Origin of the sequence: Thermoactinospora rubra (assembly GCF_002093975.1) — a bacterium.
Classification (GTDB): Bacteria; Actinomycetota; Actinomycetes; order Streptosporangiales; family Streptosporangiaceae; genus Nonomuraea; species Nonomuraea rubra_A.
The window spans coordinates 152,725-165,832 of record NZ_KZ084329.1 but is presented as its reverse complement, the minus strand read 5'-3'; the positions used below and the strand labels follow the sequence as shown (position 1 = coordinate 165,832).

At 74.4% G+C, this 13,108-nt stretch carries 15 protein-coding genes; 10 read left to right on the top strand and 5 right to left on the bottom strand.

What is annotated here, in order from left to right; all coding sequences use genetic code 11:
- Positions 1-91: 91 nt before the first annotated feature.
- Positions 92-1,405: an MFS transporter gene (locus BSB02_RS09330; protein WP_084958304.1), complete on the bottom strand. Its 1,314-nt coding sequence runs from the start codon at positions 1,403-1,405 to the stop codon at positions 92-94.
- Positions 1,406-1,571: 166 nt separating this feature from the next.
- On the opposite strand from BSB02_RS09330, the gene BSB02_RS09325 reads away from it, so the two are divergent.
- Complete coding sequence (locus BSB02_RS09325) at positions 1,572-2,021, top strand: peptide deformylase (protein WP_240506297.1); 450 nt, start codon at positions 1,572-1,574, stop codon at positions 2,019-2,021.
- 8 nt (positions 2,022-2,029) lie between these two features.
- Here BSB02_RS09325 and BSB02_RS09320 read toward each other — a convergent pair whose 3' ends face one another.
- From BSB02_RS09320 to BSB02_RS09310, 3 genes are read right to left on the bottom strand one after another with little or no spacing between them, the layout of a single operon-like run.
- Positions 2,030-2,278: a WhiB family transcriptional regulator gene (locus BSB02_RS09320; RefSeq protein ID WP_206184593.1), complete on the bottom strand. Its 249-nt coding sequence runs from the start codon at positions 2,276-2,278 to the stop codon at positions 2,030-2,032.
- 54 nt (positions 2,279-2,332) lie between these two features.
- The gene (locus BSB02_RS09315) at positions 2,333-3,250 is read right to left on the bottom strand and encodes a glycosyltransferase (RefSeq protein ID WP_084958302.1); all 918 of its coding nucleotides are present in this window, start codon (positions 3,248-3,250) and stop codon (positions 2,333-2,335) included.
- Positions 3,247-3,849, bottom strand: coding sequence for a D-glycero-alpha-D-manno-heptose-1,7-bisphosphate 7-phosphatase (locus BSB02_RS09310; protein ID WP_084958301.1), 603 nt, complete (start codon positions 3,847-3,849; stop codon positions 3,247-3,249). The genes BSB02_RS09315 and BSB02_RS09310 overlap by 4 nt, the downstream gene beginning before the upstream one ends.
- A 131-nt stretch (positions 3,850-3,980) precedes the next feature.
- Here BSB02_RS09310 and BSB02_RS09305 point away from each other — a divergent pair, with 131 nt between their 5' ends.
- Genes BSB02_RS09305 through BSB02_RS09265 form a run of 9 tightly spaced genes read left to right on the top strand, consistent with a single transcriptional unit; the run spans position 3,981 to position 12,677 of the window.
- A complete protein-coding gene (locus tag BSB02_RS09305; protein WP_084958300.1) occupies positions 3,981-5,621 on the top strand; it encodes a carbamoyltransferase family protein in 1,641 nt (546 codons plus the stop codon).
- Complete coding sequence (locus BSB02_RS41055; protein ID WP_084958299.1) at positions 5,618-6,574, top strand: glycosyltransferase family 2 protein; 957 nt, start codon at positions 5,618-5,620, stop codon at positions 6,572-6,574. The genes BSB02_RS09305 and BSB02_RS41055 overlap by 4 nt, the downstream gene beginning before the upstream one ends.
- Positions 6,571-7,563, top strand: a complete 993-nt coding sequence (locus tag BSB02_RS41050; protein ID WP_084958298.1) for a glycosyltransferase family 9 protein — start codon at positions 6,571-6,573, stop codon at positions 7,561-7,563. The genes BSB02_RS41055 and BSB02_RS41050 overlap by 4 nt, the downstream gene beginning before the upstream one ends.
- Positions 7,560-8,747 carry a glycosyltransferase gene (locus BSB02_RS09290; RefSeq protein WP_084958297.1) on the top strand — a complete coding sequence of 396 codons (1,188 nt, stop codon included), beginning with the start codon at positions 7,560-7,562 and terminating at the stop codon, positions 8,745-8,747. The genes BSB02_RS41050 and BSB02_RS09290 overlap by 4 nt, the downstream gene beginning before the upstream one ends.
- A 1-nt stretch (position 8,748) precedes the next feature.
- Positions 8,749-9,297 carry a D-sedoheptulose-7-phosphate isomerase gene (locus BSB02_RS09285; RefSeq protein WP_084958296.1) on the top strand — a complete coding sequence of 183 codons (549 nt, stop codon included), beginning with the start codon at positions 8,749-8,751 and terminating at the stop codon, positions 9,295-9,297.
- The gene (locus tag BSB02_RS09280; RefSeq protein ID WP_084958295.1) at positions 9,294-10,208 is read left to right on the top strand and encodes a bifunctional heptose 7-phosphate kinase/heptose 1-phosphate adenyltransferase; all 915 of its coding nucleotides are present in this window, start codon (positions 9,294-9,296) and stop codon (positions 10,206-10,208) included. Before BSB02_RS09285 ends, BSB02_RS09280 begins: the two co-directional genes overlap by 4 nt.
- Positions 10,205-10,879 carry an SDR family oxidoreductase gene (locus BSB02_RS09275; protein ID WP_084958294.1) on the top strand — a complete coding sequence of 225 codons (675 nt, stop codon included), beginning with the start codon at positions 10,205-10,207 and terminating at the stop codon, positions 10,877-10,879. Before BSB02_RS09280 ends, BSB02_RS09275 begins: the two co-directional genes overlap by 4 nt.
- The gene (locus BSB02_RS09270; RefSeq protein ID WP_084958409.1) at positions 10,870-11,733 is read left to right on the top strand and encodes a glycosyltransferase family 9 protein; all 864 of its coding nucleotides are present in this window, start codon (positions 10,870-10,872) and stop codon (positions 11,731-11,733) included. Before BSB02_RS09275 ends, BSB02_RS09270 begins: the two co-directional genes overlap by 10 nt.
- Positions 11,730-12,677, top strand: coding sequence for a UDP-glucuronic acid decarboxylase family protein (locus BSB02_RS09265; protein WP_084958293.1), 948 nt, complete (start codon positions 11,730-11,732; stop codon positions 12,675-12,677). The genes BSB02_RS09270 and BSB02_RS09265 overlap by 4 nt, the downstream gene beginning before the upstream one ends.
- Here the strand turns inward: BSB02_RS09265 and BSB02_RS09260 are convergent.
- The gene (locus BSB02_RS09260) at positions 12,664-13,080 is read right to left on the bottom strand and encodes a CBS domain-containing protein (RefSeq protein WP_084958292.1); all 417 of its coding nucleotides are present in this window, start codon (positions 13,078-13,080) and stop codon (positions 12,664-12,666) included. The genes BSB02_RS09265 and BSB02_RS09260 overlap by 14 nt on opposite strands.
- Positions 13,081-13,108 lie beyond the last annotated feature (28 nt).

The window sequence follows — 13,108 nt, the reverse complement described above, 5'->3', positions numbered from 1 at the left end:
CTGCTTTCGGGTGATTTCACACCTGGGTCCCTTCTGTTACCAGCGTGCTAACACCGGCTCACACGCGTTCGTGAGGCGACACACCCGCAGGTCAGACCCTCGCGTGGGCCAGGCTGGGAACGCGGGAGACGCCGACCGTGCGCATGTAGCACCACCACGTGACGGCGAAGCAGGCCACGTAGAACAGGCCGAAGGCGGCCAGCGCGGAGCCGGGGCTGCCGGTCGCGGCGAAGGACATGCCGAAGGCGCGGTTGATGAGGAAGCCGCCGAAGGCGCCCACCGCCGAGATGATGCCGACCGCCGCCGACGCCCAGCGCTTGCCCAGGGCGATGGCCGCCTCGCTCTCCTCGCCGCGCTCCTCGACCGCCTTGGCGCGGAAGATGGCGGGGATCATGCGGTAGGTCGAGCCGTTGCCGATGCCGGCGGTGACGAACAGCAGCAGGAAGGACAGGAAGAACAGCCAGAAGTTCCCCGCCGCGCTGGTGAGCCACACCAGCAGCACGCCGGCGCCCATGGCGGCGAAGTTCCACAGCGTCACCGGCGCGCCGCCGAGCCGGTCCGACAGCCAGCCGCCCACGGGCCGGATGAGCGAGCCGACCAGCGGCCCGGCGAAGGCCACCGACGCCCAGGGCGATCCGGGGAACAGGCTCTTGGCCAGCAGGGGGAAGGCGGTGGAGTAGCCGATGAATGAGCCGAAGGTGCCGATGTAGAGGAACGACATCACCCACGTCTGGCCCTTGCCGGCCACCTTCAGCTGCTCGCGCGGGGAGGCCTTGGCCACGGCCAGGTTGTCCATGAACCACCACGCGCAGGCCGCGGCGACCACGATGAGCGGGATCCAGAACCATCCGGCCGCCGCCAGCCCGAACGCGCCGATCACCAGCGGCATCACCAGCTGCACCGAGCTGACGCCGATGTTGCCCCCGGCGGCGTTCAGCCCCAGCGCCGAGCCCTGTTTGGACTGCGGGTAGAAGTAGGTGATGTTGGCCATGCTGGAGGCGAAGTTGCCGCCGCCGAACCCGGCGGTGGCGGCGATCACCAAGAACAGCCAGTACGGCGTGTCCGGGCTGCTCACGGCCACGCCCAGCAGCGCCGCGGGGATGAGCAGCAGCAGGGCGCTCACGACCGTGAAGTTCCGCCCGCCGAAGCGCGCCGGGCCGAACGTGTAGGGGATGCGCAGCGCCGAGCCGACGAGGTTGGGCAGGGCGACCAGCCAGAACAGCTGGTCGGTGGTGAACTCGTAGGCGCCGAGCTTGGCGGCCACGATGCTCCACAACGTCCAGACCGTGAAACCGAGGTGCTCGGCGAAGATGGAGAAGACCAGGTTGCGCCTGGCCACCCGCTTGCCGGTGCTCTCCCAGAAGGCCGCCTCGTCGGGGCGCCAGTCGGTGATCCATCGCGTCATGGCGGCGAGATTAGGAATCGCCCGTTACGCACTTTGACGTTGAGCGACTGTGCGCCGGTTACTTCACGGTCACGCGGGCAACACGGCGTTAACACGCGGGCGCGGTTGGCGGGAGGCGGCGCGGGGAATCCTGGCGGTGACGTCGCGACGCTTCGGGGAGTTGCGTGTGTTCATCCGTGCCTTCGACGACCCTGCCCTGCGGACGGCGGCCGAGGCGGTCACCGCGTTCGACAAGGAGCTGAGGCGGCTGGTCAAAGCGCTGACGCTGGCGATGCGCCGGGCCACCGGCGGGGCCGGGCTGTCGGCCCCGCAGCTGGGCGTCCCCTTGCGGGTGGTCGTCTTCGACTGCGACGGCAAGGCCGGGCACCTGGTCAACCCGCGCCTGGAGCTGTCGGAGCGCACGGTGGTGGCCGACGAGGCGTGCCTGTCGGCCCCCGGGATGTGGCGGCCGCTGGAACGCTCCTTCGCGGTCACGGCGCGGGGCCGCGACATGTACGGCAAGCCGCTGACGGTGCGGGCGATCGGCACGCTGGCCAGGGTGCTGCAGCACGAGGCGGACCACCTGGACGGCGTGCTGTTCACCGACCGGCTGCCCGCGGCGGACAACCTGGCCTGAGGGCCGGGTCAGGCCGTCCTGGCCCAGGCGGTGGCCGCCCGTCTCTCCTCGGGGTCCGCGCCGCCCCACACGCCGTGGGGCTGCTTGGTCCGGATCGCGAAGTCGTAGCATGCCTGCCGTACCCCGCAGCGGCGGCACACCGCCTTGGCCCGCTCAACCTGGGCGCGGCCGGGGCCCTGCTGGGATATGGGGAAGAACAGCTCCGGGTCCTCGCTCAGGCACGCGGCGCTGTCGGTCCAGTCAATGAAGGCACCCATGATTGTCCCGTTTGTGGTAGTTCGTGGGCGCGGCCCTACCCCGTCAGAGCCGCATCACACCTCCGCGAGCAGCCGATCCCAGTCGTCGAGGAAGCGCCGCAGGCCGTACCGGGCCAGCGCCGCGTCCCGCGCCGCCTTGCCCGCCCGCCGGGCCGACTCGGGGTCGGCCGCGAACTCCCGCAGCGCCGCGACCAGCGTGTCCACCCGCGTGGAGATCACCCCCGCCTCGGGCGGCACCGCCTCCACCGCCTCCGTGGCCGCCGGCGCCACCACCGGCATCCCCAGGTGCATGGCCTCGATCAGCGCCAGCCCCAGCGAGGTCCACCGATAGGGGTGCAGGTAGACGCGCCGCCGCGCCATCTCCTCATGGAGCCGCACCTGCGGCAGGTCCTGCGACGGGTACGGCAGCGCCTCGGCCTTCATCCCGAAGACCTCCAGCGGGATCGCCTCGGCGAAGCGCGCCAGCAGGTCGGTCCCCGCGACCCTGGCGCGCCTGACCGGCTCGTTGACCACCACGGCCGCGCGGGCCAGCTCGCCGGTGTAGCGGTGGCCGGGGTCGACGACGCCGTGCTCGATCACCCGGGTGGGCGCCCGGCCGTTGTCCCAGAACAGCTCGTTGAAGTGCGTGACGTGGACCAGCGGGATGTCCGAGCGCGAGGCCAGCGGATGCCGGGTGTGCGGCACGTCCCCCTTGGGGGTGTTGTGCTCCACGTAGACGCCGGGCACCTCGCGGCCGAGCCACTCCCTGGCCAGGTCGATCTCGTGCGGGCGCTGATAGACGACCACGTCCACGTCCTCGGCGGCCAGCCGGTCCCACGGCACCTCGCGGACGCTGCCGGGCCAGTCGTAGGTCCGCGCCCTGCCCCGCCCGTCGGGCCCGCGGTCGGGGACCAGGGGCACCAGGTACTCGTGCCGTCCCTGGACGAACGCGGTCGTCCAGGAGCCGTGCACGTGCCAGACCAGGATCCTCACCAGCGGCTCCAGTGGGCGATCTGGGCCCGGCTCAGCGCCCCGCCGGACACCAGGCGGTTGAGCTCGTCCATCGGGTCGGCCGCCAGTATGCGGTCCACGGCCGTGGTGAGGTCCTTGGCGACCTCGGGGGCGGCGGCGATCTCCTCGGGCAGCGTCTCGGCCGTGGGCACGAGGATGCCGCGGGTCCCGGCGGCGCGCGCGGCCTCCATGTCGCTGCCGATGTCGCCGATGAGCGCGCAGTCCAGGGGGCTGACGTCCATGGTGGCGGCGGCCCGGATGATCAGCCCGGGTTTGGGTTTGCGGCAGGAGCAGCCGTCGGCGTCGTCGTGCACACAGATGGCCCAGGCGTCGAAGGGGCCGAGCAGTTCCTCCACCCGCGCGTTGACCTGGTGCATCTGATCGGGGCTGATGAGGCCCTTGGCCACGCCGGACTGGTTGGTGACGACGGCCACGAACACGCCCTCGCGGCGCAGGCGGCTGAGTGCCTCGGCGGCGCCGGGCATCGGCACGACTTTTTCCGGATCGCCGTTGTAGGGGACGTTCGCGATCAGGGTGCCGTCGCGGTCGAACAGAACGGCGGCGGGGCGGCGGTTCTCCATGCCCCGCGGCTACCCCCCGCCAAGATCCGCAAACGGTTACGGAGAGTAGCCAAGAGCAGGAATGTCCTGGGAAATGTTTGAGAAGCGCTTCTCTCGGTAGCGGTTCTGTCTGCCTGCGGGGAGGATGACAAGTGAAGTTCCTAGGGGTAAACGCGATATTCCATGATCCTGCTGCGGCGCTGGTCGTCGACGGGGAGATCGTGGCCGCCGCGGAGGAGGAGCGCTTCAGCCGCCGCAAGCACGGCAAGCGCCCGGTCCCGTTCTCGGCCTGGGAGCTGCCCGAGCAGGCCGCCGCCTGGTGCCTGGCCGAGGCCGGGCTGAAGCCCGAGGACCTGGACGCGGTCGCCTACTCCTACGATCCGGCGCTGGTCCGCCCCGGGCAGCAGGGCTTGGACGAGCGCTGGGAGGACCTGCGCACGACCTACGCCGTGCGGGCGCCGAACTTCCTGGCCACCGCCCTGCCGGGCCTGGATCCCGCGCAGGTGTCCTATGTCCCGCACCACATCGCGCACGCCGCCTCCGCCGGGCTGGCCGCCCCCCATGCCAGCTCCGCCGTGCTGGTCTGCGACGGCCGCGGCGAGTCGGCCTCCCACCTGGCCGGGCACTACCGCGACGGCGAGCTGGCCGTCCTGGCCGCCCAGGAGCTGCCGCACTCGCTCGGCCTGATGTACGAGGAGGTCACCGAGCACCTGGGCTTCCTGCGCTCCAGCGACGAGTACAAGGTCATGGCCCTGGCCTCCTACGGCCAGCCGCGGCACCTGGAGTCGCTGCGCGAGCTGATCTACACCACCGGCGACGGCGGCTTCCGGGTCGAGCCGATCGACTGGAACGTCTACGCCAAGAAGGTCCTCCGGGGCGGCTCCTGGAACGGCGACCACGCCGACCTGGCCGCCAGCGTGCAAAAGCGCCTGGAGGAGGTGCTGCTGGAGCTGGCGTCCTGGCTGCACGGCCGGACCCGGGAGCGGGTGCTGACCATGGCGGGCGGAGTGGCGCTCAACTGCGTGGCCAACACGCGCCTGCTGGATGAGGGGCCGTTCGAGGAGATCTGGGTGCAGCCGGCCGCCGGGGACGCGGGCACCGCCCTGGGCGGCGCGCTGCACCTGGCCCGGGCGCACGGGGAGCGGCCCGCGCCGATGCCGGGCGCCGACCTGGGCCGCGGCTGGACCGGCGAGGAGCTGCGCGCCTGGCTGGAGGTGGCGCGCGTGCCGTACAGCGAGCCCGCCGACCTGGCCGCGGCCGTCGCGCGGGAGCTCGCCGACGATAGGATCGTCGCCTGGTTCCAGGGGCGCAGCGAGTACGGCCCGCGCGCCCTGGGCCACCGCTCGCTGCTGGCCCACCCCGGGTACGCGGCCAACACCGAGCGGCTCAACCACGTCAAGGGCCGCGAGCAGTTCCGGCCCATCGCGCCGATGGTGCTGGAGTCGCGGGCGGGCGAGATCTTCTCCCGGGGGCCGTCCCGCTCGCCGTACATGCTCTTCGTCCACGACGTCAGCCCCGCCTGGCGGGCGCGGATCCCGGCGGTGGTGCACGTGGACGGCACGGCCCGCATCCAGTCGGTCTCGCCCGGGCGCGAGCCGCTGGTGGCGCGGCTGCTGGAGTGCTTCGAGGCGCTGACCGGGCTGCCGGTCGTGGTCAACACCAGCCTCAACACCGCCGGGCGGCCCATGGTCGACGACCCGCGCGACGCGCTGGAGTGCTTCGGCTCCTCCCCCGTGGACGTGCTCGTCCTCGGGCCGTACGTGATCAGGAGGGGGGAGGCGTTCGCGTCATGATCACCGTGGTGATCCCCACCGTGGGCCGGCCGAGCCTGGCCGCCGCCGTGGCCGCCCTCGACCCGTCGCTGCCGCTGCTGGTCGTGGACGACCGGCCCGCCGCCTCTGCTCCCCTCCCCCTGGCCCGTACGGCGGGGCGCGAGGTGCGGGTGCTGCGCTCGGGCGGCCGGGGCCCGGCCGCCGCGCGCAACGTGGGGTGGCTGGCCGCGAGCACGCCGTGGGTGGCCTTCCTGGACGACGACGTCATCCCCCAGCCGGGCTGGGCGGAGGCGGCGCGGCGGGACCTGGAGGACCTGCCGCCCGACGTGGCGGGCTCGCAGGGCCGCATCGAGGTGCCGCTGCCCGCCGACCGGCCGCCCACCGACGAGGAGCGCAACACCGCGGGGCTGGCCGGCGCCGAGTGGATCACCGCGGACATGGCCTACCGGCGCGACGTGCTGCACCGCGCCGGCGGGTTCGACGAGCGCTTCCCGCGCGCCTACCGCGAGGACGCCGACCTGGCGTTGCGGGTGCGGCAGCTGGGCCTGCGCCTGGTGCGCGGCGAGCGGCGCAGCCGGCATCCCGTCCGCGACGACGGGTTCTGGGCCAGCGTGCGCCGCCAGCGCGGCAACGCCGACGACGCGCTGATGCGCCGCCGCTACGGCCGGGGCTGGCGCGAGCTGCTGGGCGGCCCGCCGGGGCGCCTCCCCCGGCACGTGCTGGCGACCGCGCTCGGCCTGCTGGGAGCCGGGGCGGCGGTTGAGGCGGCAGCCGGGCGCGGGCCGGGCTGGAAGGCGGCGGGCGGCGCGGCGGCGGCCGGGTGGGCCGCCCTGACCGCCGAGTTCGCGTGGGCGCGGATCAAGCCGGGCCCGCGGACGCGGGAGGAGGTCCTGCGCATGATCGTGACCAGTGCGGCGATCCCGCCCGCGGCGTGCCTGCACCGGCTGCTGGGAGAGGTCAGGGCGCGGCTATGAGCCGCAGGGTACTGGTCGTCAGGCCGGACAACGCCGGGGACGTCCTGCTGGCCGGGCCTGCGATCAGGGCGGTCGCCGCCAGGGCCGAGGTCGCGCTGCTGACGGGGCCGCACGGCACGGCCGCCGCGCGCCTGCTGCCGGGGGTCGGCCGGGTGATCGAGTGGCTCACGCCGTGGATCGACCCGGAGCCGCCGCGCGTGACCCGGCGGCACGTGGAGGCGCTGCTGCGGCAGGTGGCGGGCCTGGACGAGGCGATCATCCTGACCTCCTTCCACCAGTCCGCCCTGCCGGCGGCGCTGCTGCTGCGCCTGGCGGGCGTCGGCCGCATCACCGCCATCAGCAACGACTATCCCGGCTCGCTGCTGGACGTACGGGTCACGTGGGACGAGACGCGGCACGTCCCCGAGCCGGAACGCATGCTGGCCGTGGTCCGCGCCGCGGGCTACGAGCCGGTCGACGACGGCAGGCTGGCGGTGCGCCGGCCGCTGCCGCCCTTCGAGGTGCCCGCCGAGCCGTACGTGGTGGTCCATCCCGGCGTGTCCGTCCCGGCCCGTGCCTGGCCGCGCGAGCTGCACCGCCAGGCCGTCGAGGCGCTGGCGGCCGACGGCCACCGCGTGGTGGTGACCGGCGGGCCGGGGGAACGCGAGCTGACCGCCTACGTCGCCGGCCGGGCCGGAGTGGACCTGGGCGGCAGGACGAGCCTGGCCGAGCTGGCCACCGTGCTGGAACGCGCGGTGGCGCTCGTGGCGGGCAACACCGGCCCCGCGCACCTGGCGGCGGCGGTGTGGACGCCGGTGGTGAGCCTGTTCGCGCCGGTGGTCCCGGCCGAGCGGTGGGCGCCGTACGGGGTCCCGGCGGTGCTGCTGGGCGACCAGCACGCGCCGTGCGCGGGCAGCAGGGCCAGGCGCTGCCCGGTCGACGGGCATCCGTGCCTGACCACCGTGCGACCCGACGACGTCGTCAAGGCCATCAGGGAGCTGAGCTCATGAAGATCGACCTCATCACCGAACACGCCGACCCGCTCGCGGCCGTCGGCGGCGTCGACGCGGGGGGCCAGAACGTCTACGTCGCCGCGCTGGCCGAGGCGCTGGCCGCGCGCGGGCACGACGTGGTGGTCCACACCCGCCGCACCGACCCCGGCCGGCCGGAGGCGGTGGCGATGGCGCCGGGCGTCACGGTGGAGTACGTTCCGGCGGGCCCGGCCGTCCCGCTGCCCAAGGACGAGCTGCCGCCGCACATGCCGGAGTTCGCCGAACACCTCAGGCGCCGGTGGCGGGCGCGGCGGCCGGACGTGGTGCACGCGCACTTCTGGATGAGCGGCCAGGCCGCCCTGGACGCGGCGGGCGCCATCCCGGTCGTGCACACCTACCACGCCCTGGGCACGGTCAAGCGCCGCTGGCAGGGCCGGGCCGACACCAGCCCGCCCCACCGGGTGGCGGTGGAGTGCGAGATCGGCAGGCGTGCGGCGGCGATCCTGGCGACCTGCACCGACGAGGTCAGCGAGCTGCACGCCATGGGCGTGCCGGGGGACCGCATCACGATCGTCCCCTGCGGGGTGGACCTGGAGCGCTTCCGCCCCGACGGGCCGCGGGCCCCGCGCGGCCGGCGCCCGCGGGTGCTCAGCATCGGCCGCCTGGTGCCGCGCAAGGGCGTGGACACCGTCGTGCGGGCTCTGCGCGAGCTGCCCGGCGTCGAGCTGGTCGTGGCCGGCGGCTCGCCCGGCGACGAGGAGGCCGTGCGGCTGCGCCGCCTGGCCGAGGGGTACGGCATGGCCGACCGCGTGAGCGTCATCGGCAGCGTCCCCCGCGACCAGGTCCCGGCGCTGATGCGCTCGGCCGACGTGGTGGTCTCCGTGCCCTGGTACGAGCCGTTCGGCATGGTCCCCGTCGAGGCGATGGCCTGTGGCGTCCCCGTGGTCGCCTCGGCGGTCGGCGGCCACCTGGACACCGTCGCCGACTGCGGCGTGCTGATCCCGCCCCGCCGGCCGCAGGCCCTGGCCAGGACCCTGCGCCGGCTGCTGGAGGCCCCCGAGCAGCGGGTGCGGCTCGGCCACGCGGGCGTGCGGCGGGCCAGGCACAGGTACGGCTGGCCGCGCGTCGCCGAGCAGGTGGAGGCGGTCTACGAGCAGGTGACCCGGGACCGGGTCCCGCGGCTGTTCGCCTACGGAGGTTAGCGTGCACGAGCATCTGCGCCGCCTGACCGAGGTGATCGCCCTGGTCGAGGAGGAGTCCGACAGGATCCAGGTGTGGGGAGCCAAGCTCGCGGCCGTGCTGCGCGGCGGCGGGCGGCTGATGGCCTGCGGCAACGGCGGCTCGGCCGCCGAGGCCCAGCACCTGACCGCGGAGCTGGTGGGCCGCTTCCGGGAGGACCGGGCGCCGTTCGCCGCGATCGCCCTGCACGCCGACACCTCCTCGGTCACCGCCATCGTCAACGACTTCGGCGCCGAGGAGGTCTACGCCCGGCAGGTGCGCGCCCACGGCAGGCCGGGCGACGTGCTGCTGTGCCTGTCCACGAGCGGGGCCAGCCCCAACGTGCTGGCCGCCGCCCGGGCCGCGCACGAGGTGGGCGTGGTCACGTGGGCCATGACCGGCCGGGCGCCCAACCCGCTGGCCGCCCTGTGCGACCAGGCCGTCTCCGTCCCCTCCCCCGACACCGCGACCGTCCAGGAGGTGCACCTGGCCATGATCCACATGCTGTGTCAGTCCGTGGAGGAAGCCCTATGAGCCCCTTGGTGGTGATCGGCGACACTTTGCTGGACGTCGACCTGGTCGGGCAGGCCGAGCGGCTGTGCCCGGACGCGCCCGTCCCCGTCGTCGAGGGCGTCGAGGAGCGGATGCGGCCGGGCGGCGCGGGACTGGCCGCGCTGCTGGCCGCCCGCGACGGCGCCGAGGTCGTGCTCGTCACCGCGCTGGCCGACGACTCCGGCGGGCGGCGGCTGCGCGCCATGCTGCGGGCCGCCGTCCGGCTGATGCCGCTGCCGATGCGCGGCGCGACGGTGCGCAAGACCAGGATCCGGGCCTCCGGCCAGACGCTGCTGAGGCTCGACACCGGCGACGGGCGCGCCCGCCGGGCCGCCGAGGAGGGCCGGGCGCTCATCGCCGAGACCGTCGCCGAGGCCGGGGCGGTGCTCGTCTCCGACTACGGCAGGGGCGTCGTGGAGGCCACCCGGGAGCTGCTGCGCGACCTGCGGACGCCGCTGGTGTGGGACCCGCACCCCAAGGGGGCCGTGCCGGTCCCGGGGTGCGCGCTGGTGACGCCCAACCAGTCGGAGGCGCGGCTGATGTGCGGCCAGCCGTACATCGGCCCCGACCAGGCCGCCACCCAGCTGCTGCGCGGCCTGCGCGCGCAGGCGGTGGCGGTGACGCTGGGCGAGCGCGGAGCGGCGCTGGCCCAGGAGGGCGCCGCGGTCACCAGGATCCCGGCGCCGGACTGCTACGCCGACCGGGACGCCTGCGGGGCCGGCGACCGCCTGGCCGCCGCCGCGGCGCTCGCGCTGTGCGAGGGCAAGTCAATGGAGGACGCGGTCACCATCGGCGTCGGCGAGGCCTCCCGGTTCGTGGCGGCGGGCGGCGCGTCCGCCCTGCGCGTGCAGGCCGTCGCGCCGGTGCTGGCCCTACGGAGGGAGATCTCGTGAACATCCTGATCACCGGCGGAGCCTCCGGGCTGGGCGAGGCCACAGCGCACGCCGTGGCCAAGGAGGGCTGGCGGCCGCTGGTCGTCGACATCAAGGCGCCCGACCCGCAGTTCGAGCACGCGGTGGCCGACCTGGCCGACCGCGACGCCGCCGAGCGCGCCGTCAGGGAGCTGGCCGGCCGGGCGGGCGGCCTGCACGGGGTGGTCACCGCGGCGGGCGTGGACGCCTGCGGGCAGCTGGCCGACGTCCCGGCCGGCGACTGGGACCGGGTCGTCAAGGTCAACCTGCTGGGGACGGCGGCCGTCGTGCGCGCGGCGCTGCCGTACCTGCTGGAGTCGGGGGGACGGGTGGTCACGGTGGCCTCCACGCTGGGGCTGCGCGCGCTCAGCGACGCGACGGCCTACTGTGCCTCCAAGTTCGGCGTCGTGGGCTTCACCCGGGCGCTGGCCGTGGAGCTGGCCGGGCGCGTGGGCGTGACGCTGCTGGTGCCGGGCGGCATGGCCACCCATTTCTTCGACGGGCGCGACGAGCAGTACAAGCCGGGGCCCGACGCCCAGCTCAACCGGCCCGAGGACGTGGCGCGGGCGGTGGTGTTCGCGCTCGGCCAGCCGCCCGGGTGCGAGGTGCGCGAGCTGGTGGTGTGCCCCTCGCGGGAGCCGTCGTGGCCCTAGAGGCGCTGGTCCTGCGCGGGCTGGGGCTGGGCGATCTGCTGACCGCGGTCCCGGCCCTGCGCGGGCTGCGCCGGGCCCTGCCCGGCTGCCGCATCACGCTGGCGGCCCCCGAGCCGCTGCGGCCGCTGCTGCCGCTCATCGGCGCGGTGGACGAGCTGCTGGACGTCTCCGGGCCGGGGCCGGTGCCGTTCGAGCGGCCCGGCCTGGCCGTCAACCTGCACGGACGCGGCCCGCAGAGCATCGAGGCGCTGCGGGCCACGCGCCCCGGCGCGCTGCTCAGCTACGGCGCCGGCCCGGCCTGGCCGGAGCGGGTGCACGAGGTGCGCCGCTGGTGCGACCTGCTGGAGTGGTACGGCATCGCCTGCGATCCCGGCGACCTGGCACTCGGCCGGACCGACAGGAGCGGCCCGGCGATCGTCCACCCCGGCGCGGCCTACCCCGCCCGGCGCTGGCCGCCCGAGCGGTTCGCCGAGGTGGCCAGGGCGCTGGGCGAGGACGTGGTCGTCACCGGCGGCCCCGGCGAGGCGGAGCCGGCCCGCCGGGTGGCGGACCTGGCCGGCCTGCCCGCCGGCCGGGTCCTGGCCGGACGGACCGATCTGGGCGAGCTGGCCGCGCTGATGGCCACCGCGCGGCTGGTGGTCTGCGGCGACACCGGCGTGGGGCATCTGGCGACCGCGTTCGGCGTGCCGTCGGTGCTGCTGTTCGGGCCCACTTCGCCCGAGCTGTGGGGCCCGCCGCCCGGGCGCGGCCACGTGGTGCTGTGGGCGGGGTGCGAGGGCGACCCGCACGGCCTGGAACCGGATCCGGGCCTGCTGAAGATCTCGGTCTGCGATGTGCTGGAGGTGCTGCCATGAGGGCGGTGGTGACGGGGGGCGCGGGCTTTCTGGGCTCGTACCTGTGCGAGCGGCTGGTCGAGCGGGACTGGGAGGTGATCTGCATGGACAACTTCCTCACCGGCAGCCCGCGCAACGTCGAGCATCTCGTCGGCCGCCCCAACTTCAAGATCGTCGAGTGCGACCTGACCGGCTTCGTCCACGTGCCCGGCGAGGTGGCGCTCGTGATGCACTTCGCCTCGGCCGCCTCCCCCGCCGACTACCTGCGCTACCCCATCGAGACGCTGCGGGTGGGCAGCATCGGCACCCTGCACGCGCTCGGCCTGGCCCGCGAGAAGGGCGCCCGCTTCGTGCTCGCCTCCACCAGCGAGGTGTACGGTGACCCGCTCGAACACCCCCAGAAGGAGACCTACTGGGGCAACGTCAACCCGGTCGGCCCGCGCAGCGTCTACGACGAGGCCAAGCGCTTCGCCGAGTCGCTGACCACGGCCTACCGCGAGTCGCGCGGCGCCGACACCGGCATCGTGCGGATCTTCAACACCTACGGGCCCAGGATGCGGCCCTTCGACGGCCGGGCCATCCCGACCTTCATCCGCCAGGCGCTGCGCGGCGAGCCGATCACGGTCACCGGCGACGGCACCCAGACGCGGTCGATCTGCTACGTCGACGACACCGTGGACGGGATCCTGGCGCTGGCCTTCGGCGACTTCCCCGGGCCCGTCAACATCGGCAACCCCGACGAGATGACCATGGCCGACCTCGCCAAGCTGATCAGGGAGCTGGCGGGGTCTGACTCCCCGATCGAGTTCGTCGACCGGCCCGCCGACGACCCGCGGGTGCGCCGCCCGGACACGACCGTGGCCGCCGAGCACCTGGGCTGGCGGCCACGGGTCCCCGCCGAGGAGGGACTGCGCAGGACCATCGAGTGGTTCCGCGCCGAACTCGGCGTCCTCAGTCGGAGGTGAGGACGTCGAGGAGGTCGCCGACGGTCGCGTCGGGCACCGCCCGCGTGACCTCGGCCAGGGCGACGATGCCGACGAGCGTGTGACCGTCGATGACGGGCAGCCGCCGGACCTTGTGCCTGGCCATGGTGCGCAGGATCTCCTTGACGTCGTGGTCGGCGCCGATGGTGACGGCCTCGCCCTGGGCCAGCTCTCCGGCCAGCGTGGACTTGGGGTCCTTGCCCTGGGCGAGCACCTTCACGACGATGTCGCGGTCGGTGAGCATGCCCTTGAGCCTGTTGTCGGTGCCGCAGATCGGCAGGGATCCGACGTCGAGCCTGGCCATCTTCTCCGCCGCCTCGAGCACCGTCTCATCGGCGTTGACGCACTCGGGGTTGGGCGTCATGATGTCGCGAGCAGTGGGCATGATCCTTCCTTTCGTCCTGGATTCTGCC

Excerpts from the sequence above, each read along its gene's own strand:
- BSB02_RS09330 (WP_084958304.1), bottom strand. The coding sequence starts at position 1,405 with ATGACGCGATGGATCACCGACTGGCGCCCCGACGAGGCGGCCTTCTGG.
- BSB02_RS09320 (WP_206184593.1), bottom strand. The coding sequence starts at position 2,278 with ATGGGTGCCTTCATTGACTGGACCGACAGCGCCGCGTGCCTGAGCGAG.
- BSB02_RS09310 (WP_084958301.1), bottom strand. The coding sequence starts at position 3,849 with ATGGAGAACCGCCGCCCCGCCGCCGTTCTGTTCGACCGCGACGGCACC.
- BSB02_RS41055 (WP_084958299.1), top strand. The coding sequence starts at position 5,618 with ATGATCACCGTGGTGATCCCCACCGTGGGCCGGCCGAGCCTGGCCGCC.
- BSB02_RS41050 (WP_084958298.1), top strand. The coding sequence starts at position 6,571 with ATGAGCCGCAGGGTACTGGTCGTCAGGCCGGACAACGCCGGGGACGTC.
- BSB02_RS09290 (WP_084958297.1), top strand. The coding sequence starts at position 7,560 with ATGAAGATCGACCTCATCACCGAACACGCCGACCCGCTCGCGGCCGTC.
- BSB02_RS09280 (WP_084958295.1), top strand. The coding sequence starts at position 9,294 with ATGAGCCCCTTGGTGGTGATCGGCGACACTTTGCTGGACGTCGACCTG.
- BSB02_RS09265 (WP_084958293.1), top strand. The coding sequence starts at position 11,730 with ATGAGGGCGGTGGTGACGGGGGGCGCGGGCTTTCTGGGCTCGTACCTG.
- BSB02_RS09260 (WP_084958292.1), bottom strand. The coding sequence starts at position 13,080 with ATGCCCACTGCTCGCGACATCATGACGCCCAACCCCGAGTGCGTCAAC.